This is a genomic window from Streptomyces flaveolus (assembly GCF_014648815.1).
Lineage (GTDB): Bacteria > Actinomycetota > Actinomycetes > Streptomycetales > Streptomycetaceae > Streptomyces > Streptomyces flaveolus.
The window spans coordinates 109,602-129,971 of sequence record NZ_BMRV01000004.1; the positions used below are offsets into that span (position 1 = coordinate 109,602).

Consider the following 20,370-nt stretch of genomic DNA (forward strand, 5'->3'; position numbering starts at 1 on the left):
GGCCGGTTCGCCCCGGCCTCCGCATCCGCCGTGCCGTGGTGTCAGCTCGTGGCCGCCGGTGCCGACGGAGTGGCCGACGTGCAGCTGGGCTGCTGGGCCATCGCCTTGCCGACGTCGCCCTCCTCGAGGGTCTTCAGCGCGTCGCTGCCGGACTTGCTGAGCTTGTTCAGCTCGGTGGCGACGTCCTTGAGGCCGTCGGCGAACTTCGCCTGGTCCTTGGTGTCGAGGGCCTCCACCTGCTTCTTCAGGGAGGCGTAGGAGGCCGAGAGGCCGTTGAGCTCCTTGACCGCGTCCTGCTGCTTCTTCTCACCGTCGTCGACGTCCGGCGCCCCGGCGTTCTGGACCGTGCCCGCCATCGCCTTGTAGGCGTCGGACATGTCCTGGAAGGCCTTCGCGTCGGTCTTCTGGACCTGCTCCGGCGTGCTGTTGTCCGAGGTCTCCTTCTGGATCGCGGCGTTGGCGGCCTCGATCTTCTTCGCCTGCGGCTGCACTCCGTCGCAGACCTGCTTGGCCCAGGAGTCCAGCTTGTCGTTGCCGTCGTCGCTGCTGCATCCCGTCAGCGCCAGTACCAGTACCGCACCGCCGGACAGTGCGGCCGCGAGCTTCTTGTTCACCGGATTGGTCCCTTCCATGGCTCTCGGCCCCGGAACATACACGCCGGATGGGGGACACTCGCAGGACGAACATCCATTAAGACCGTATTGCAGCCATTTGCACCATGAGAGAGAAGGCTCACGGTGAGGGCGCGCAGACGCACCGCACGGGCGGACAGCGCGTCAGTACGCGCTGTCCGCCCGTGCTTTGAACAGGGCTGCCCGGCCGCCGCCCGGAGCGGCGTCTACGAAACGACCGCCGGATCGGGCGACTTGGGCTGCTGGTCGGTGTTGTCCTCGTCACCCACCGCGATGCCGCGCCGCTTGGACACGTACACCGCCGCGGCGATGACGACGAACGCGACGACCGCGATCAGCACCCGGACGCCGACGCTCTTGTCGGCGCCGTAGGAGAACTTGATGACCGCCGGCGCGATGAGCAGCGCCACCAGGTTCATGACCTTCAGCAGCGGGTTGATGGCGGGGCCCGCGGTGTCCTTGAAGGGGTCGCCGACCGTGTCGCCGATGACGGTGGCCTCGTGGGCGGCGCTGCCCTTGCCGCCGTGGTGGCCGTCCTCGACGAGTTTCTTGGCGTTGTCCCAGGCGCCGCCGGAGTTGGCGAGGAACACCGCCATCAGCGTGCCCGCGCCGATCGCGCCCGCCAGGAACGCGCCGAGCGCGCCCACGCCGAGCGTGAACCCGATGAAGATGGGCGCCATCACCGCGAGCAGTCCGGGCGTGGCGAGTTCGCGCAGGGCGTCCCTGGTGCAGATGTCGACGACCTTGCCGTACTCCGGTGTCTCGGTGTGGTCCATGATCCCGGGTTTCTCCCGGAACTGCCGGCGCACCTCGAAGACCACCGAACCCGCCGACCGCGACACCGCGTTGATCGCCAGTCCCGAGAAGAGGAAGACGACCGCCGCGCCCGCGATCAGCCCGACGAGGTTGTTGGGCTGCGAGATGTCCATCATCAGACTCATCGGCGCGCCGTCGCCGCTGAGTTTCTCGCCCACGTCCCGCGCACCGGTGGTGATGGCGTCGCGGTACGAGCCGAACAGCGCCGAGGCCGCGAGGACGGCCGTGGCGATGGCGATGCCCTTGGTGATGGCCTTGGTGGTGTTGCCGACGGCGTCCAGGTTGGTGAGCACCTGGGCGCCGGCTCCCTCGACGTCGCCGGACATCTCGGCGATGCCCTGGGCGTTGTCGGAGACCGGCCCGAAGGTGTCCATGGCGACGATCACGCCGACCGTGGTGAGCAGGCCGGTGCCGGCCAGCGCCACCGCGAACAGCGCCAGCATGATCGACGTGCCGCCGAGCAGGAAGGCCCCGTAGACGCCGAGGCCGATCAACAGGGCGGTGTAGACGGCGGATTCCAGGCCGATGGAGATACCGGCGAGGACGACGGTGGCGGGACCGGTGAGCGAGGTCTTGCCGATGTCCCTGACGGGCCGCCGGGTGGTCTCGGTGAAGTAGCCGGTGAGCTGCTGGATCAGGGCGGCCAGCACGATGCCGATCGCCACGGCCACGAGCGCGAGGATCCGCGGGTCGCCGTCCTTCGCGGCGATGCCCGCGTCGGTGACGCCGTCGAGGTCGGCGTACGTGCCGGGGAGGTAGACGAAGACGGCCACCGCCACCAGCACCAGCGAGATCACCGCGGAGATGAAGAAGCCCCGGTTGATCGCGCTCATGCCGCTGCGGTCGGCCCGGCGCGGCGCCACCGCGAAGATGCCGATCATGGCGGTGATCACGCCGATCGCCGGCACGAGCAGGGGGAACGCCAGTCCCGAGTCGCCGAAGGCCACCTTGCCGAGGATCAGCGCGGCGACCAGCGTCACGGCGTACGACTCGAAGAGGTCGGCCGCCATGCCCGCGCAGTCGCCGACGTTGTCGCCCACGTTGTCGGCGATGGTCGCGGCATTGCGCGGATCGTCCTCCGGAATGCCCTGCTCGACCTTGCCGACCAGGTCGGCGCCGACGTCGGCGGCCTTGGTGAAGATGCCGCCGCCGACCCGCATGAACATCGCGATCAGTGCGGCGCCGAGGCCGAAGCCCTCCAGCACCTTCGGCGCGTCGGCCGCGTACACCAGCACCACGCAGGAGGCGCCCAGGAGGCCGAGTCCCACCGTGAACATGCCGACGACGCCGCCCGTGCGAAAGGCGATCTTCATCGCTTTGTGCGAGACGAGGGTGAGATCTTTCTCCGGCTCACCCGGGGCCGGTGTCGCTTCCCGCGCCGCCGCGGCGACGCGCACATTGCTGCGTACGGCGAGCCACATGCCGATATAGCCGGTGGCCGCCGAGAACGCCGCGCCGATCAGGAAGAACACCGATCGTCCGGCACGCTGATTCCAGTCGTCCGCGGGCAGCAGCATGAGCAGGAAGAACACGACGACGGCGAATACGCCGAGCGTGCGCAGCTGCCGGGCCAGATAGGCGTTCGCGCCTTCCTGGACGGCCGCCGCGATCTTCTTCATGCTGTCGGTTCCCTCGCCCGCCGCGAGCACCTGGCGCACCAGGAATCCCGCGAGCACCAGCGCTGCCAGCGCGACGACCGCGATGACCGCGACCAGGGCGCGGTTCCCGTCGGTCAGTACGGCGGCGGCGACGGTCGAGGCATCGCCCAACTGATGAGGGGTGGAAAGCTCCGCCATTCGTCCTCCTTGACGCTTGGGCTGAGCTCAAGATGTGGACGGGATTGTAGGTACCGGAACCTGATCAAAACAGTGCACGACAAAGGGAATTGACCTGTCAACCGGAAGGGCACCGGAAGTAGTAATGCCCCTCCGGCATTAATGCCGTGATCCTTTTTTCTGATCCGTTTACCTGATCCTTTTCCGCGCGACTGATCGTGAAGGAATTCACTTGTCGCCCGCACGGGACCACTGTAGGCGTGGCCGTCATCTTCCGCACACGACAAAGGGCCCTACGAGGTAGGGCCCTTCGGGTGATGCTGAGGGTCAGGCGGGCGGCAGGACCGCGGTCGCGGTCGGCCAGGTCATGCGGATCAGTCCGCCGTCCTTGCCTGCCGAGACCTCCACGTCGTCGACGAGACCGCTGATGACCGCGAGGCCCATCTCGTCCTCCTCGGCCTCCGCGTCGTCGACGGCGGCGTCCGGAGCTCCGGCCCCGGAGACCGCGTGCGGCGCCTTGTCGCCGACCTCGATGGAGAACTGCTTCTCCTCCTCGATCAGCGACACGTTGACCGGCGCCGTGATGCCGCCGTGCTGATGCAGGCCCACGGCCCGGGTGCAGGCCTCGCCGACGGCGAGCCTGACCTCGTCGAGGACGGCCTCGTCCACTCCGGCCCTGCGTGCCACCGCGGCCGCCACGAGACGGGCGGTGCGGACATGCTCGGGCAGCGCGCTGAAACGGAGTTCGACGGTGGCCATGCATCCCCCTCGGACTACGGGCGTGCTACGAGGGGCCGGGCCGCCGACAGCCCGGCCCCTCCTTGGTTCGGTAGTCCCGGGCCCACGGCCCGGGACCGGTCGTCAGTCGGTGGCCGCCACCGCTTCCTCGACCGAGGTGTGAATCGGGAACACCTTGGTGAGGCCGGTGATACGGAAGATCTTGAGAATGCGCTCCTGGTTGCAGACCAGGCGCAGCGAGCCCTCATGGGCGCGCACCCGCTTCAGTCCGCCGACCAGCACGCCGAGCCCGGTGGAGTCGAGGAAGTCCACGCCCTCCATATCGACGACGAGGTGGAAACTCCCGTCGTTCACCAGCTCGACCAGCTGCTCGCGCAGCTTGGGCGCGGTGTATACGTCAATTTCGCCACCGACCTCGACGACCGTACGATCGCCGACGGTACGGGTCGACAGGGACAGGTCCACGGATCCTCCAGCACCTTGCTATCGAGCGGTCGTCCCTCGGGACACCTCGGCTTGAAGCCCCCAGGACGGTTCGCCAGCCGCGATGGCATTCAATCACTTACCGGCAGGCGTGCACGACGCCTTGGTCCCATTGTCCGTCACGCCAGTGACACACTCGGAGCCGATGGCCAAGAATCACCGATCCGATCGACCCCCGGCGGGGCACGGCTCCCGGCCGGATCCGGGCACGGTCCTGGGCCGGCTCGCCGCGGGACCGAGCCGGGCTGCGCGCATCACTCATACGGAGCACTTGCCCCCGCGTGCGGGCCGTCATGCCGTCTGGCCGGACCGGATTCGCCCGGAGGTCGTCGCGGCGGTGCAGGCCGCGGGCATCGAACACCCCTGGGCCCACCAGGCACGGGCGGCGGAACACGCCCTGGACGGCGAGTCGGTGGTCGTCGCCACCGGCACCGCCTCCGGCAAGTCCCTGGCCTATCTGGTGCCGGTCCTGTCGACGCTCCTGGACGGCTCCGAGGCCCCGAACGGGCGTGGCGCCACCGCCCTGTACCTGGCTCCCACCAAGGCGCTGGCGGCCGATCAGTGCCGGTCCGTGAAGGAACTCGCGCGGCCGCTTGGCACATCCGTGCGGGCCGCCGTGTACGACGGCGACACGCCCGTCGAGGAACGCGAGTGGATCCGCCAGTACGCCACCTACGTCCTCACCAATCCGGACATGCTGCACCGCGGGATCCTGCCGTCCCACTCCCGCTGGTCCTCCTTCCTGAAGTCGCTGAAGTACGTCGTCGTCGACGAGTGCCACACCTACCGCGGCGTCTTCGGCTCGCACGTCGCCCAGGTGCTGCGCAGATTGCGCCGACTGTGCGCCCGCTACGGCGCGTCGCCCGTCTTCCTGCTGGCCTCCGCCACCGCAGCCGAGCCTTCCGTGGCGGCCCGCCGGCTCACCGGGCTGCCGGTGGCCGAGGTCGCCGACGACGCCTCACCGCGCGGTGAACTGGTGTTCGCCCTCTGGGAACCGCCACTGACCGAACTGGAGGGCGAGAAGGGCGCACCGGTCCGCCGCACCGCCACCGCCGAGGCCGCCGACCTGCTCACCGACCTCACCGTGCAGGGCATGCGCTCGATCACCTTCGTACGCTCCCGGCGCGGCGCCGAGCTGATCTCGGTGATCGCCCAGGAGCGCCTGGCCGAGGTCGACCGGTCGCTGACCCGGCGGGTGGCGGCCTACCGCGGCGGCTACCTCCCCGAGGAGCGCCGTGCCCTGGAACACGCCCTGCACTCGGGCGAACTCCTCGGCCTCGCGGCGACGAACGCCCTCGAACTCGGCGTCGACATCTCCGGCCTGGACGCCGTGGTCATCGCCGGCTATCCGGGCACCCGGGCGTCGCTGTGGCAGCAGGCCGGGCGGGCGGGCCGGTCCGGGCAGGGGGCGCTGGCGGTGCTGGTCGCCCGGGACGACCCGCTGGACACCTTCCTCGTCCACCATCCGGAGGCCCTGTTCGACCAGCCGGTGGAGTCCACGGTCCTCGACCCCGACAACCCGTACGTCCTCGCCCCCCACCTGTGCGCCGCCGCGGCCGAGCTGCCCCTGACGGAGGACGACCTGAAGCTCTTCGGCCCCGCCTGCGAGGAGCTGCTCCCCCAGCTGGAGGCCGCGAAGCTGCTGCGCCGGCGGACCCGGGCCTGGCACTGGACGCGCCGTGAGCGGGCCGCCGACCTGACCGACATCCGCGGGGAGGGCGGACGCCCGGTCCAGGTCGTCGAGGCGGGGACGGGCCGACTGCTGGGCACGGTCGACGCCGGTGCCGCCCACACGACCGTCCACGAGGGCGCCGTCCACCTCCACCAGGGCCGCACGTACCTCGTGCGGTCCCTGGACCTGGAGGACTCCGTCGCCCTGGTCGAGCAGGCCACGCCGTCGTACTCGACGGTGGCCCGCGACACGACGTCGATCTCCGTCCTCGAGACCGACATCGAGGTCCCGTGGGGCGACGGACGCCTCTGCCTCGGCTCCGTCGAGGTCACCAACCAGGTGGTCTCCTTCCTGCGCCGTCGCCTGATCACCGGCGAAGTCCTGGGCGAGACGAAGCTCGACCTCCCTCCCCGGACCCTGCGCACACGGGCGGTGTGGTGGACGGTCACCGAGGACCAGCTGGACGAGGCCCGGATCAACCCGGAGATCCTCGGCGGCGCCCTGCACGCGGCCGAGCACGCGTCGATCGGCATGCTGCCCCTGTTCGCCACGTGCGACCGCTGGGACATCGGGGGCGTGTCGGTGCCGCTGCACCCGGACACACTGCTGCCGACGGTCTTCGTGTACGACGGCCATCCGGGTGGTGCGGGCTTCGCCGAGCGCGCCTTCCACACGGCCCGGGCCTGGCTCACGGCCACCCGGGAGGCCATCGCCTCCTGCGAGTGCGACGCCGGCTGCCCGTCCTGCATCCAGTCCCCCAAGTGCGGCAACGGCAACGAGCCGCTGCACAAGCGGGGGGCCGTACGACTTGCTCACGGTGCTGCTGCGGGGGGCGGAGACCGGGGCGGAGGGGCGGTAGACGCGCCTCGTCACGGCGTCGCCCGCTCCCCCGCCGGGGCCGCTCCCGGCCCAGCCGCCGGGTCCGCCGCCGGGCTGGCTCTGGACCGGATCTCCGCCCTGAACGGCCCCCGGCCCGACGCCGCCGTCACGTCCGAGACCTGGCCGGTGAGGACGCACCGCACCAGCCGCGTGCCCTGGGCCCGCGCGATCCGGTCCGCGCGGGCGCAGGCCGCCGTACCGCCGAGCGACCAGTGGTCGGCCGCCGCCAGCGCCGCGAGGTCGGCCCCGCCGGCCGCGCGATGCCGGGCCACGACCGCCTGGCCCAGAGCCAGCACGATGCCGAACACCAGGCACAGGACGGCGATCGCACCGACGCTCCAGACGGTGGCGGACCCCCGGTCGCAGCCCCCTGGGGCGTCCCGGCCGGACGCCCGGCGGAGCGAGGGACCGCCCCTCACGGCCCCGCCCCCGCCACTTCGTCCACCGGCGCGTCGGCCGTCCGGCCCGGGGCCGGACCCACTGCCGGGTCCGGCCCCGGATCCGCTGTCGGAGCCGCCGCGCGATCCACGGCCGGGCTCACCGCCTGCTCGACCGAGGCCACGGCCTCCTCCCGCACCTCGAAGGGCAGGCCGTGCAGCATCGGCGATGCGGCCACGACCACCACGCGGACGCGGTCCGCCTCCCGGGCCACGGTGACCCGCGCGCCGTCGGGCGCCGCTTCCCGGGCGACCTTGACGACCGCGTCGGCCGGGTCCTCACGGGCCGCCGCACGGGCGCCCGTGCGGGCCGCGTCCACGCACTGGATCTGGGCGGCCACGACCAGCAGAGCCCACACCAGCGCCATCGCGAACACCACCAGTACCGGCAGCACCACGGCGGTCTCCGCCGTCACGAACCCCCCGTCGGCTCCCCCACGGACCTCTCTCCCACGGACATCCCGTCCCGCCGACCGGTCACATCCGCGCATCGAGCGCCTTCTTCACGATGCCCTGGAGCTCCGCGCTGACCGCCCCGCTCGTCACCACCTTGTAGAGCACCACGGCGAACGCCACCGCCGCGACGATGCCCATCGCGTACTCGGACGTGACCATTCCCGCGTCCCGCCGCGCCACGGCCTGCCGCCACGCCGCACATGCCCCGCACACCAGGGCACGCAGCCGTGCCCGTACCAGTCGACTCATCACAACCCCCGTGAGGTTCGGTTCCGTCATTCACTCGCTCGTCCGTCGGTCACCCGCTCGCCGGCTTCACGCCGTTCCGCTCCGCTCCGTCACCCACCACCTCCTCCGCCGCCCAACACCCCGCCCGCGAGGCCGATCACCACCGGCAGTACGCCCACCGCGACGAACGCGGGCAGGAAGCACAGCCCCACCGGCGCGGTGACCATGACGGCCGCCCGGCGGGCACGGACCGTCGTGGCGCGCGCCCGGTCGGCGCGGGCCTGGGCGGCGAGCCGGGCGACCGGTCCGGCGGCGGGCATGCCGGAGACGTCGGCGCGTTCCAGCAGTCGTGCCAGGGGTCCGGCGTCCGGCAGCGCGGCCAGCCCGCGCCACGCACCGCCCGGTTCGCCGCCGAGCCGGACTTCCGCGGCGCCGCGCGTCAGCGCGTCCCCGACGGGCCCGCCGAGGGCGTCGCCCACGGCCTGGGCCGCGATCACCGGGCCGGCGCCCGCCGCGACGCAGGCCGCCAGCAGGTCCGCGGCCAAGGGCAGTTGACGCGCGGCCTCCACGGCGAGGGTCTCCTGCTCGGCCGACCCGGTGGCCGACCGCTTCGCGTGCCAGCGCCACAGCACCGCCGCCGCGGCCAGCCCCACCACGGCGCCGAAGACACCGCCCACCAGGGCCCACCCGGCGCCCACCGTGCCCACCAGGGGCAGCCATCTGCGCGCGGTGTCCAGCACCTCGCCGCGCCGTGGGCCGGCCCGGGCCGGTGCCGGGATCAGCAGTGCCGCGAGCCGCTTGCGCACCGTCCGCTTCCGCCGTTCGGCCGCGGCCCGGCTCACCAGCCATCCGAGGACCAGTGCCGTCCCCAGCACTGCCCCCAGCCTGTGGACGACGTCCCCGTTCACGCCGCCGCCTCCGCGCCCCGCACGATCCGGGTCACCCACCACACTCCGAGGCCCTCCAGTACCGCGCCGGCCAGCAGGCAGCCGAGCCCTCCTCCGGTGTGCAGCAGCACATGCAGCGGGTCGGAGCCGAGGGCGACACCGAGCAGAAGGCCCAGCACCGGCAGGCCGGCGAGCATCACCGCCGTGGCGCGGGCGCCCGCCAACTGGGCGCGCAGGTCGGCCCGCTGGTCCCGTTCGGCGCGCAGCGCGCCCTCCAGCCTCTCGAGCCCCGCGGCGAGCCCGGCGCCCTGGTCAACGGCCACTCGCCAGCAGGCCGCGAGGCCCCGCAGCCCGTCGGCGCCCGGTCGGCGTGCCGCCGCCGCCAGCGCGGCCGGGACGTCCCCGCCGAACCTGGCTGCCGCCAGGACCGCCGCCTGCCCGTCACCGAGCCCTCCGGAGTCCTGGGCGGCGCACAACAGTGCCTCGCCCGGCTGGCGCCCCGCACGGACCTCGCCCGCGAGCACGCCGCACAGCGCGATCACCGCGTCCTGCCGGTGCTCCCGGTCCCGCCGCTCCCGGCCGGCCACCCGCACCCACCGCAGCACCGGCACTCCGGCCGCCCCCGCGACGACCGGGAGCACCGAGGCGCCCAGGACCGCCAGCACCAGCCCGGCCGCCAAGGACCACCACTCGGCCCGCAGCCGAGCGCGAAGCTGCCGCAGCCCGTCCGCCATCCGGCGTGCCGTGGACGGCCCGGTCCCGCCCGCTCCGTCCCCCGCGAGCAGCACCCGCGCGCGCCGTGCCCCCGCGTGCCACCCGGCCGTCAGCCACGTCCCCGTTCCCAGACACGCCAGGGCGGCGGCCATCGTCACTTCACTCGTCCCCATCACCTGTTCGCCTCCCTTCCCCGGGCCGCGCTCCGAGTCCTTCGCCGCGCAGCAGCTCCCGCAGTCGCCCCCACCCGCGCTCCGCCACGAACGCCTCCGCGCCCCACCGCAGCGCCGGGACCGTCCGCACCAGACCCGACGGGTCCCGTTCCAGTACGTGCACCTCGGCGATCCGCCGCCGTCCCGCCCGGTCCCGCGCCAGGTGCAGGACGACCGACAGGGCCGCCGCCAGTTGGCTGTGCAGGGCCGCCCGGTCGAGCCCCGCGGCGGTGCCGAGCGCCTCCAGCCGGGCGGGTACGTCGGCGGCGGCGTTGGCGTGCACGGTCCCGCAACCGCCTTCGTGGCCGGTGTTCAACGCGGCGAGCAGATGCACCACTTCGGGGCCGCGCACCTCACCGACGACCAGCCGGTCCGGCCGCATCCGCAGGGCCTGCCGCACGAGGTCCTCCAGGCTGACCAGGCCCGCGCCCTCCTGGTTGGCGGGTCTGGTCTCCAGGCGGACGACGTGCGGGTGGTCCGGCCGCAGTTCCGCCGAGTCCTCGGCGAGCACGATCCGTTCACCGGGTCCGACGAGCCCGAGCAGCGCGCTCAGCAGCGTCGTCTTGCCGCTGCCGGTGCCGCCGCTGACGAGGAAGGACAGCCGGGCCCGCAGGAGCGCCCGCAGCACCCGGTCCCCGCCGGGCGGCACGGTGCCCGCCGCCGCCAGCTCGTCGAGCGTGAACGCGCGCGGTCGTACCACCCGCAGCGACAGACACGTGCAGCCGACGGCGACCGGAGGCAGCACGGCGTGCAGCCGGGTGCCGTCGGGCAGCCGGGCGTCCACCCACGGCCGGGCGTCGTCGAGCCGGCGCCCGGCGACAGCGGCGAGGCGCTGTGCGAGCCGCCGCACCGCCCCGGCGTCCGCGAAGGCGACCGACGTGAGCTCCAGGCCCCCGCCCCGGTCCACCCAGACCCGGTCCGGGGCGGACACCAGGACGTCGGTCACCGACGGATCGGCGAGCAGCGGTTCCAACGGTCCGCTGCCGACGAGCTCCGACCGCAACTGCTCGGCGGCACCGAGGACCTCCGCGTCCCCCAGCACCCGCCCCTGCTCCCGCAGCGCCTGTGCCACGCGCGCCGGAGTCGGCTCCGCCCCGCTCTCGGCGAGCCACCGCCGCACACCGTCGAGCAGCCCGGAGGCGGACCCCGCGGCCGTCCCGGGCCCGCCCTCGAGGGCAGCTGCGGGCACCCGCCCCGGCGTGAGGGCGGAAGCCGGGACCGGAAACGTCCTCGGACCCCGCGGTTCCTCTCCCCGGGCAAGCACGGTGGTCATGCGGGAGGCCTGCGCGGCAGACGGCTCCGACCGGACCCTCGGGGCAGCCCCCGCCGGCGCCCTCGCGCACGACCCCACGGCCGCCCCCACGGTCTCCAGGGGACCCGCCCACGCGGGCCGCCTGGGCACCTCCTCGCGCCCCATCCCGGCAGGCTGCCCGGGACCCACCCCCCTGGCCGCCCGCGCAGCCACCACACCGGCCGGCACGCCCTCGCCCCCCACGTCTTCGGCGCCCACCGGCGTCCTCATGCCGCACCGCCCGTCTCCGCCGCCAGGGCGCGCTCCCAGAACTCCCGGCAGAAGCGCGCCAGTGGCCCGCGTCCGGCGGCACCCGGAGGGCGCTTGCCCTCGGCCGCCCGCAGCACCCCGGACTCGACGGGCACCTCACCGACCAGCGGCAGCCCGAGCAGCCGGGCCACCTCGCGGTCGTCGAGCCCCGGCGCGTACGGACCCCGCACCGCGACCCGCAGGTCGCGCAGGACCATGCCGACCGCGGAGGCCACCCGCCCGGCCGCCGCGACGGCACGCAGCTCGGCCGGGACGACGAGGAGTCCGACGTCGATCTGGGCGAGGACCTCGGCGACCCCGTCGTCGATCCGGCGCGGCAGGTCGACGACGACCGTGCCGCCCCTGCGCCGCGCCGCGGCGAGGACCGCCCGTACGGCCGGGGCCGGCACGGCGACGCAGTCCCCCCGGTCCCAGCTGAGCACGCGCAGCGAATGCAGCTCGGGCAGCGACTCCTCCAATGCGCCCCCGCCGACCCGCCCGCGTGAGGCCGCGAACGCGGGCCATCTGAGTCCCTCGGCCGTCTCGCCGCCGAGCAGGACGTCGAGTCCGCCGCCCAATGGGTCGGCGTCCACCAGCAGGCTGCGCAGTCCCTGGCGTGCCGAGGTGACGGCGAGCGCGCAGGCCAGGGTGGACGCTCCGGCACCTCCGCGACCGCCGATGACACCCACGGTGAGGGCGGGGCGGCCGACGCCCTCCGTGACGTCGGCGATGCGGTCGACCAGCCACTGCTCACCGTCGGGCAGCATCAGGACGTGGTCGGCGCCGATCTCGACGGCCCTCTGCCAGACCCCGGAATCGTCCTGGTCTCGGCCGACCAGCACCACGCCTCGTCTGCGCGCGGCCCCGCGTACGCGCCGTGCGGCGTCGTCGCCCACCAGGACGAGCGGCGCCGCCTCCCAGCTGCCGCGCTGCCCGGACTCCGACGGCCTCCCGGGCACCGAGTGGTGCACCTCGGGTGTGGCGCCGGCCGCCGCGCACAGGCGCAGCAGGTCGTCGAGGAGCTCGGTGTCCTCGGTGACGATCAGTGGGCCGCCCTGTCGTCCACCGGCGGCGGGCGGCGGATCGTGTGTGAAGGTCCCGGTCATGCCTTCGTCCCCCTTCGTTGTGCACTGCTTCGCTGTGTTCCGCTTCGTCGCGTTCTGCTGCGTTGGCGTCCTGCGCGTCACTTCGCCGGAAACCGGCCATATGCGCCCGGCAAAGCGAACCGGTCATGAGCGGCGCGTCCCGAACGCGTGGAATCACGGTGCAGCGGTCCGCGAAATCGTGTGGATCTTGGTCGATAACTGTGGACAACTCGGGGGCCGTGAATATCGCCGTCACCCATACCGGTGAGTCCGGAGTCGCCCCGCTCCACCCAGCGCACGAGTCCCGCAGAGCAGCCCGACGGCTACACACAGTTAATAATCATGCGCATGACAAACTGCTCCCCCAAAGGGACCCGGCGCGCCGACCGCGCCACCTGCGAGAAGAAAAACCCACCCGGACATGCGACGACCCCCGCCGGGGGGGAGAGCGGGGGTCGTCTCCACGGCCGACTCGGGGGGGGAGGAGTCGGACCGGGTTAGCACGGTCGCGAACGATCCGTGACTTCCATGGTGTACCCGAGAGCCTTCTCAGGCAAACCCACACGCCACACCTTACGCCGAATGGGCTGCGCCTATGCTCGGGGTCGTGGAAAACCACTCCTCGCCCCGTACCGCGGCCTTCTTCGACCTGGACAAGACGGTCATTGCGAAGTCGAGCACACTCACCTTCAGCAAGTCGTTCTACCAGGGCGGGCTGATCAACCGCAGGGCCGCCCTGCGGACCGCCTATACCCAGTTCGTCTTCCTCGCGGGCGGCGCCGACCACGACCAGATGGAGCGGATGCGCGAGTACCTGTCCGCGCTCTGCCGCGGCTGGAACGTCCAGCTGGTCAAAGAGATCGTCGCCGAGACTCTGCACGACCTGATCGACCCGATCATCTACGACGAGGCCGCGTCCCTGATCGAGGAGCACCACACCGCCGGCCGTGACGTCGTCATCGTCTCCACGTCGGGCGCCGAGGTCGTCGAACCGATCGGCGAGCTGCTGGGGGCGGACCGGGTGGTGGCCACGCGCATGATCGTGGGCGACGACGGCTGCTTCACCGGGGAGGTGGAGTACTACGCCTACGGCCCGACCAAGGCCGAGGCGATCCGCGAACTGGCCGCGTCCGAGGGGTACGACCTCGCCCGCTGCTACGCGTACAGCGACTCGGCGACCGATCTGCCGATGCTGGAGGCCGTCGGCCATCCGCACGCCGTCAACCCGGACCGCGCCCTGCGGCGTGAGGCACTCGCGCGTGAATGGCCGATTCTCGATTTCCACCGGCCCGTACGGCTCAAGCAGCGGATCCCGGGCTTCGCCGTACCGCCGCGTCCTGCCCTTGTCGCCGCCGCCGCGATAGGTGCCGCGGCGGCCACTGCGGGCCTCGTCTGGTACGCGAGCCGACGCCGGACGGCAGTGGCCTGATCCGCACCCTTTCACACGTGTTTGACCGCAGAAGTAAAGAAGTGCGGCGAAGGCTTCCGCTTGTTCCCGGGCAGGAGTACAAAGGAGTCAACGGCCCGCGAGACCAAGGACATCCGAAAGGATCGCCTTAAGAACGCATTTGGCCCCACGGACCGAGCATGAACACCGGGCACCCACGCGACGTCGACCCGTCGATTACGGGCCAGCCGCACCAGGTGACGGGCAAAGTCCCGACCTGATGGGCATATATCGAGGACGCTTGGTAACGCGGTGAGCATGCCAGCGGCGGTACGAATTCTCGTACCGCCGCATTGCGTTGCGCGGCTCCGGCGCCCGGCTTACGCCGCTCCGCGCTGGAGCGCCTCGCACACCGCCGTCGACTCGCGCGCGCCCAGCTCCACCGCCCTGCCGCAGTGCGCGATCCAGGCGGCCATGCCCTCGGGGGTACCGGAGACGTATCCGTCGAGGGCCGCCAGGTAGGCCGCGCGCCCCAGCTCGGCGTGTCCGACCTCGGCGGCGCAGACCGACTTCGGATCCAGGCCGCTGCCGACCAGGACGATCCGCTCGGCCGTACGCGCGACGAGGCCGTTGTGCGAGGTGAAGGGACGCAGGGCCATCAGCTCGCCGTGCACGACGGCGGCGGTCACCAGCGCCGGGGCGGAACCCCCCGCGACGACCAGCTCCGCCAGGCCCTCCAGACGGCCGTGGGCCTCCCCGGCACCCGGCAGCGGGAGCGCGACGAGTGGCTCGTCCACCGGCTCGCCCTCCTGGCGCGGCCGTCCCACCTGATCGGCCTTGTCCGCGGCCGCCACCAGGTGCAGCCGGGCCAGCACCCGCAGCGGGGACTGGCGCCAGATGGACAGCAGCTGTCCCGCCTCGGCGGTCAGCCGCAGGGCCGCGCCCACCGTGCGCGCCTCGTCGTCGCCGCTGAAGTCCGTCCGCCGGCGCACCTCCTCCAGCGCCCAGTCCGCGCCGGACAGCGCCGCCGAACCCCGGGCGCCGCGCAGCGCCGCCTCGGACGTGATCTCGTTGCTGCGTCGCCGCATGATCCGGTGACCGTAGACCCGGTCCACGGCCTTGCGTACGGACTCCACGGTCTCGGCCGCACCGGGCAGCGAGCCCAGGGCCGCGAGCGGATCGGCGGTCGCGCCTGTCGTACTCATGGGTACGACCCTACGCACCCCGACGCCACACCCCACGAATGAGTGGTCTTCTTCACGCACCTCCAGACTCTCCTGCCACGGACAGCTATCGCTCCACTACGCTTGGTGAACATGAAAATTGCTTTCGTCGGGAAGGGCGGCAGCGGCAAGACCACCCTGTCCTCCCTGTTCATCCGCCAGCTCGCCGCCACCGGCGCGCCCGTCGTCGCGATCGACGCCGACATCAACCAGCACCTGGGCGCCGCACTGGGCCTCGACGAGGCGGACGCGGCCGCGCTGCCCGCGATGGGCGACCACCTTCCGCTGATCAAGGACCACCTGCGCGGCACCAACCCGCGCATCGCCTCCGCCGACAAGATGATCAAGACGACGCCGCCCGGCGAGGGCTCGCGGCTGCTGCGGGTGCGCGAGGACAACCCGGTCTACGAGGCCTGCGCCCGCCCGGTGGAACTCGACGGCGACACCGTCCGTCTGATGGTCACCGGACCCTTCACCGAGGCCGATCTGGGAGTCGCCTGCTACCACTCCAAGACAGGAGCGGTGGAGCTGTGTCTGAACCACCTGGTCGACGGCCGTGACGAATACGTCGTGGTCGACATGACGGCGGGCTCGGACTCGTTCGCCTCCGGCATGTTCACCCGCTTCGACGTCACGTTCCTGGTCGCCGAGCCGACCCGGAAGGGGGTCTCCGTCTACCGCCAGTACAAGGAGTACGCCCGCGACTTCGGCGTCGCCCTGCAGGTCGTCGGCAACAAGGTGCAGGGGCAGGACGACCTCGACTTCCTGCGCGACGAGGTCGGGGACGACCTGCTGACGACCGTCGGACACTCGGACTGGGTGCGCGCCATGGAGAAGGGCCGCCCGCCCCGGTTCGAGCTCCTGGAGGACGTCAACCGCCGGGCGCTGCGGACGTTGCACACGGCCGCGGACGCGGCGTACGAGCTGCGGGACTGGGAGCGCTACACGCGGCAGATGGTGCACTTCCACCTGAAGAACGCCCGGAGCTGGGGCAACGAGCGGACCGGGGCAGACCTCGCCGCGCAGGTCGACCCCGGTTTCGTCCTCGGCGAGGAGGTCGTCGCCCCGGTGTGACGCCTACTGCTTGGTCGCCGGCGCTCCGGGCACGCCCTTCGGCGCCGGCGCGGGGGCGGCCGACAGGAAGGACGCCCAGCCCTTCTCGGGTGCCTCGCCGACGCCCAGGGTGCGCAGCTTCTTCAGGGTCTTCGGGTCCTGGGCGTCCAGCCAGTCCACGAGCTGCCGGAAGGAGACGCAGCGCACCTCCTCCTTGGTGCACACCTTCTCGACGACCTCCTCGACGGCCCGCATGTAGGTGCCGCCGTTCCACGACTCGAAGTGGTTGCCGATGATCAGCGGCGCGCGGTTGCCGTCGTAGGCCCGCTGGAAACCCTGCAGCAGGCTGTCGCGCATCTGGTCGCCCCAGAACTCGTGCTTGGCGGGGTCGCCCTGGGTGGCGGTGCCGGACTGGTTGACCATGAAGTTGTAGTCCATGGTGAGCTGCTCGTAGGAGTGCCCGGGGAACGGGACGAGCTGCATCGACAGGTCCCACAGTCCGTACTTCTTCTTCGGCCAGACCTGGTTGTTCACGCCGCTGCTGTCGTACCGGAAGCCCATCTGGCTCGCGGCCCGCATGAAGTTCTCCTGGCCCTCCAGGCACGGGGTGCGGGCGCCGATCAGCTCCTTGTCGTAGTCGAAGGGCAGCGGTGAGGCGTTCTTCAGCCCGGTGTTGGTCTTCCAGGTCTTCACGAACCGCTTGGCCTGGCTGATCTCGCTCTTCCACTCGTCGACCGACCACTCGCCGACGCCGCCACCGGCACCGCAGAAGTGACCGTTGAAGTGAGTACCGACCTCGTTGCCCTCCAGCCACGCCTGACGCAGCTGTGTGACGGTGTCGGTGATGCCCTCCTCGTCGTTGAAGCCGATGTCGGAGCGGCCCGGGGAGTGCTGCGGCGGCTGGTAGAGGTCCCCCTTGTCCTTCGGCAGCATGTACACGCCGCTCAGGAAGTACGTCATGGTGGCGTTGTTCTCCTTGGCCACCTCACGGAAGTGGGAGAACAGCTTCTGGCTGTCCTCGCCCGCCCCGTCCCACGAGAACACCACGAACTGCGGAGGCTTCTGACCGGGCTTGAGACGCTCGGGCCGGGGCAGATGTGGCTGCGCGCCGGTGTACGCCGTCGAGCCGTCACCGATCAGCCGTACCGCGTTCTTGGGCGCCGGCGCCGCTTTTCCCTTCTCCTTCTGCGGTCCGTGCGTTCCCTCGGAATGGTTGCCGCTGGTGCCGATCGCGCAGCCGGCGAACGACGCGGCGCAGATCGCGGCGATCACGACGCGCGTGGCGGTCCTGTGGTTGGCGGCCATGTTCCGCCCACCTTCTTCCTTCTCTCGGGCCAACGCCGACGAGGGCGATGTCGGGTGCTGTACCGGGACGTGCCGTCAGCGCCGTCAAGGTGGCACGAGTCCGAGAAGGAATTAGTACGACAAGCCGATGAAAAGACTGATTCACTCGCCAGAGCGGCCTATTACTCCATATGCGCGAAAAGTCTATGCCTCCTCTTTACTCTGAATTACGATCCGTTTACTGAGCGCATTCACCGAGTGCTCAGGCGTCCCGCCGCTGTACGCCGTGACCCACGGCCGCGACACCGCCCCCGCCGAGCGGGGGACCACCCCTGACCGCGACCGCGCAGCCCCGGAGGAGACGGGAAACATGTCAGCCTGCGTCCCCGCCCGCGCCGATTCGGCCCGGACCAAGCACGTCCACCCACCCCACAGCCCACCGCCCGAGCGCCCCCGGCGATTCCGCATCGCGGGCGCCGACGTCTCGGCCTCGATCGCGGTCTTCCTGATCGCCCTCCCCCTGTCCCTGGGCATCGCCCTCGCCACCGGCGCGCCCCTCCAGGCCGGCCTCGTCGCCGCCGCGGTGGGCGGGATCGTCGCCGGGCGGCTCGGTGGCTGCCCGCTCCAGGTCAGCGGACCCGCGGCCGGACTCACCGTGGTCACCGCCGACCTCATCCACCGCTACGGCTGGCGTACGACCTGCGCCATCACCGTCTTCGCCGGGCTCGCCCAGCTGGGCCTGGGCTGTCTGCGCGTGGCACGCACCGCCCTCGCCGTCAGCCCCGCCATCGTGCACGGCATGCTCGCCGGCATCGGCGTCACCATCGCCGTCGCCCAGCTGCACATCGTCCTCGGCGGCACGCCGCAGAGCGCGGTTCCCGACAACCTGCGCGCACTGCCCGCCCAGTTGGCGGACGTGCAGCCCGCCGACCTGGCGGTGAGCGTGCTGACCCTGACCCTGCTGCTGCTCTGGCCCCGCGTCCCCGGCCGGGCCGGGCAGCTCCTGGGCAAGGTGCCCGCCGCCCTGGTCGCCGTCGCCGGTGCCACCGCGGTCGCCGCCCTCGCCGGACTCCGGCTGCCCAAGGTCGACCTGCCCTCCTGGAGCAGCCACGCCCTGGCCACGCTGCCCGACGGTCCGGTGCTCGGGCTCGTCGCCGCCGTCCTCACCACCACGCTCGTGTGCAGCGTGCAGTCCCTGCTCGGCGCGGTCGCCGTGGACAAGCTCGTCGCCGCCCGGCCGGGTCCGACCGGCCGCGTCGAACGCTCCGACCTGGACCGCGAACTGCTCGGCCAGGGCGCCGCCAACGTCGTCTCCGGAACCCTCGGGGGTCTGCCCATCGCCGGCGTGGCGGTACGCAGCTCGGCGAATGTGCAGGCGGGCGCCGTCAGCCGGAACTCCACGATCCTGCACGGCGGTCTCGTGGTGATCGCCGCGCTGCTGATGGTCCCGGCCCTGGAGCTCATCCCGCTCGCCTCGCTCGCCGCCCTGGTCATGGCCGTCGGCCTCAAGATGGTGTCCCTGAACCACATCCGCACGGTGACCCGCCACCGAGAGGTCCTGGTCTACGCCGTCACCACCTGCGGCGTGGTGTTCTTCGGCGTCCTGGAGGGCGTCGCACTGGGCATCGCCGTGGCCGTCGGAGTCGCCCTGCACCGGCTGACCCGCACCCGCATCAGGCACGTCGACACGGAAGGAGTCCACCACGTACACGTCCGGGGCCAGTTGACGTTCCTGGCGGTGCCTCGGCTCAGCAGAGTCCTGCACCAGGTGCCTCACGGTGCCGACGCCGTCGTGGAGTTGGACGGATCGTTCATGGACCACGCGGCGTACGAGACGCTGCAGGACTGGCAGAAGACGCACACCGCGCAGGGCGGCTCCGTCGAGATCACCGGGCGTCGCCCCGGGCTCCGCATCTCCGAGCCGGCCGACACGGACGGCTGCCGCTGCCGCCCCTGGACGCCCTGGCGCAACCACCAGTGCGAACGCCCGCAGACGGCACCCGCGCCCTCGCCCGACGGCGCCCGGCAGCCCGGGGCCGACGGGACGGACGGCACCGGCGGTACCGGTGACACCCCCGGGCCCGACCAGCTCGGCAGAGCGAGTCGTAGCGGGTCCAGCGGACGCGAACTGGCGCGCGGCATCAGCGCCTTCCACCGCAACACCGCCCCACTGGTGCGCGGCGAGCTGGCCCGGCTGGCGCGCGAAGGGCAGCAGCCCTCCCAGCTGTTCCTGGCCTGCGCCGACTCCCGGCTGGTCACGTCGATGATCACCTCCAGCGGCCCCGGCGACCTCTTCGTCGTGCGCAACGTGGGCAACCTCGTGCCGCTGCCCGGCGAGGAGGGCGGTGACGACTCGGTCGCCGCCGCGATCGAGTACGCGGTGGACGTGCTGAAGGTGCGGTCCATCACGGTGTGCGGCCACTCGGGGTGCGGTGCCATGCAGGCGTTGCTCAGCACCGAGCCCGGGGGCCCGCAGACGCCGCTCAAGCGGTGGCTGCGGCACGGGGCTCCGAGCCTGCGGCGTCTGACCGAGGACGAGGAGTCCTGGACCCGGCTGGCGGGACGGCGCCCCGCCGACGCCGCCGAGCAGCTCTGCCTGGCCAACGTGGTCCAGCAACTGGAGCATCTGCGCGCCCACGGATCGGTGTCCCGGGCGCTGGCCGCCGGGGAGCTGGAGCTGCACGGCATGTACTTCCACGTGGGCGAGGCCCAGGCGTACCTGCTCACCGAGGGGGACGGGGCCGGGCGGTTCGAGCTGGTGCGGGAGACCGACCTGACCGCCTGAGCCGTACGAGAGCCGACGGGCGCGGAGTGTGAGAGGCGTTACACACGCTGAACCCCGCGCCGTCGGCGCCCGTGGGTACGGATG

The 20,370-nt window shown here is 72.2% G+C and carries 16 protein-coding genes and 1 pseudogene; 4 read left to right on the forward strand and 13 right to left on the reverse strand.

Features of this window, described 5'->3' with window-relative positions:
* Positions 1-41: 41 nt before the first annotated feature.
* The 4 genes from IEZ05_RS11430 to bldG form a co-directional block, all read right to left on the reverse strand.
* The gene (locus IEZ05_RS11430; RefSeq protein WP_189229947.1) at positions 42-632 is read right to left on the reverse strand and encodes a small secreted protein; all 591 of its coding nucleotides are present in this window, start codon (positions 630-632) and stop codon (positions 42-44) included.
* A 206-nt stretch (positions 633-838) separates the two neighbouring features.
* A complete protein-coding gene (locus tag IEZ05_RS11435; RefSeq protein WP_189229948.1) occupies positions 839-3,244 on the reverse strand; it encodes a sodium-translocating pyrophosphatase in 2,406 nt (801 codons plus the stop codon).
* A 306-nt stretch (positions 3,245-3,550) separates the two neighbouring features.
* Complete coding sequence (locus tag IEZ05_RS11440) at positions 3,551-3,982, reverse strand: ATP-binding protein (protein ID WP_189229949.1); 432 nt, start codon at positions 3,980-3,982, stop codon at positions 3,551-3,553.
* 102 nt (positions 3,983-4,084) lie between these two features.
* Positions 4,085-4,426 carry an anti-sigma factor antagonist BldG gene (gene bldG, locus IEZ05_RS11445; RefSeq protein ID WP_003975386.1) on the reverse strand — a complete coding sequence of 114 codons (342 nt, stop codon included), beginning with the start codon at positions 4,424-4,426 and terminating at the stop codon, positions 4,085-4,087.
* 82 nt (positions 4,427-4,508) lie between these two features.
* Between bldG and IEZ05_RS11450 the strand changes: the two are divergent.
* A pseudogene (locus tag IEZ05_RS11450) lies at positions 4,509-6,975 on the forward strand (DEAD/DEAH box helicase).
* 10 nt (positions 6,976-6,985) lie between these two features.
* Here IEZ05_RS11450 and IEZ05_RS11455 read toward each other — a convergent pair.
* The 7 genes from IEZ05_RS11455 to ssd all read right to left on the reverse strand — a co-directional run bounded on the left by IEZ05_RS11455 (position 6,986) and on the right by ssd (position 12,575).
* Positions 6,986-7,414 carry an Rv3654c family TadE-like protein gene (locus tag IEZ05_RS11455; protein WP_189230333.1) on the reverse strand — a complete coding sequence of 143 codons (429 nt, stop codon included), beginning with the start codon at positions 7,412-7,414 and terminating at the stop codon, positions 6,986-6,988.
* Positions 7,411-7,923 carry a TadE family type IV pilus minor pilin gene (locus IEZ05_RS11460; RefSeq protein ID WP_189229950.1) on the reverse strand — a complete coding sequence of 171 codons (513 nt, stop codon included), beginning with the start codon at positions 7,921-7,923 and terminating at the stop codon, positions 7,411-7,413. Before IEZ05_RS11460 ends, IEZ05_RS11455 begins: the two co-directional genes overlap by 4 nt.
* Positions 7,910-8,137, reverse strand: a complete 228-nt coding sequence (locus tag IEZ05_RS11465; protein ID WP_189229951.1) for a DUF4244 domain-containing protein — start codon at positions 8,135-8,137, stop codon at positions 7,910-7,912. The genes IEZ05_RS11460 and IEZ05_RS11465 overlap by 14 nt, the downstream gene beginning before the upstream one ends.
* An 89-nt stretch (positions 8,138-8,226) precedes the next feature.
* Positions 8,227-9,024: a type II secretion system F family protein gene (locus IEZ05_RS11470; RefSeq protein WP_189229952.1), complete on the reverse strand. Its 798-nt coding sequence runs from the start codon at positions 9,022-9,024 to the stop codon at positions 8,227-8,229.
* Positions 9,021-9,890: a type II secretion system F family protein gene (locus IEZ05_RS11475; protein ID WP_229869682.1), complete on the reverse strand. Its 870-nt coding sequence runs from the start codon at positions 9,888-9,890 to the stop codon at positions 9,021-9,023. The genes IEZ05_RS11470 and IEZ05_RS11475 overlap by 4 nt, the downstream gene beginning before the upstream one ends.
* Positions 9,877-11,061: a TadA family conjugal transfer-associated ATPase gene (locus IEZ05_RS11480; protein ID WP_189230334.1), complete on the reverse strand. Its 1,185-nt coding sequence runs from the start codon at positions 11,059-11,061 to the stop codon at positions 9,877-9,879. Before IEZ05_RS11480 ends, IEZ05_RS11475 begins: the two co-directional genes overlap by 14 nt.
* A gap of 386 nt (positions 11,062-11,447) precedes the next feature.
* Entirely contained in the window at positions 11,448-12,575 is a 1,128-nt protein-coding gene (gene ssd / locus IEZ05_RS11485; RefSeq protein ID WP_189229953.1) for a septum site-determining protein Ssd, read from the reverse strand.
* Between the two features lie 574 nt (positions 12,576-13,149).
* Here ssd and IEZ05_RS11490 point away from each other — a divergent pair.
* Positions 13,150-13,983 (forward strand): HAD family hydrolase, encoded by an 834-nt coding sequence (locus IEZ05_RS11490; protein ID WP_189229954.1) that lies wholly within the window; start codon positions 13,150-13,152, stop codon positions 13,981-13,983.
* A 338-nt stretch (positions 13,984-14,321) separates the two neighbouring features.
* Here IEZ05_RS11490 and IEZ05_RS11495 read toward each other — a convergent pair whose 3' ends face one another.
* Positions 14,322-15,146, reverse strand: a complete 825-nt coding sequence (locus tag IEZ05_RS11495; protein WP_189229955.1) for a Fic family protein — start codon at positions 15,144-15,146, stop codon at positions 14,322-14,324.
* Between the two features lie 111 nt (positions 15,147-15,257).
* Here IEZ05_RS11495 and IEZ05_RS11500 point away from each other — a divergent pair, with 111 nt between their 5' ends.
* The gene (locus IEZ05_RS11500; RefSeq protein WP_189229956.1) at positions 15,258-16,238 is read left to right on the forward strand and encodes an ATP-binding protein; all 981 of its coding nucleotides are present in this window, start codon (positions 15,258-15,260) and stop codon (positions 16,236-16,238) included.
* Positions 16,239-16,241: 3 nt separating this feature from the next.
* On the opposite strand, the gene IEZ05_RS11505 is transcribed toward IEZ05_RS11500, so the two are convergent.
* Positions 16,242-17,522 (reverse strand): polysaccharide deacetylase family protein, encoded by a 1,281-nt coding sequence (locus IEZ05_RS11505; RefSeq protein WP_189229957.1) that lies wholly within the window; start codon positions 17,520-17,522, stop codon positions 16,242-16,244.
* A 349-nt stretch (positions 17,523-17,871) separates the two neighbouring features.
* On the opposite strand from IEZ05_RS11505, the gene IEZ05_RS11510 reads away from it, so the two are divergent.
* Complete coding sequence (locus tag IEZ05_RS11510; RefSeq protein WP_189229958.1) at positions 17,872-20,286, forward strand: bifunctional SulP family inorganic anion transporter/carbonic anhydrase; 2,415 nt, start codon at positions 17,872-17,874, stop codon at positions 20,284-20,286.
* The last annotated feature ends 84 nt before the right edge of the window (positions 20,287-20,370 follow it).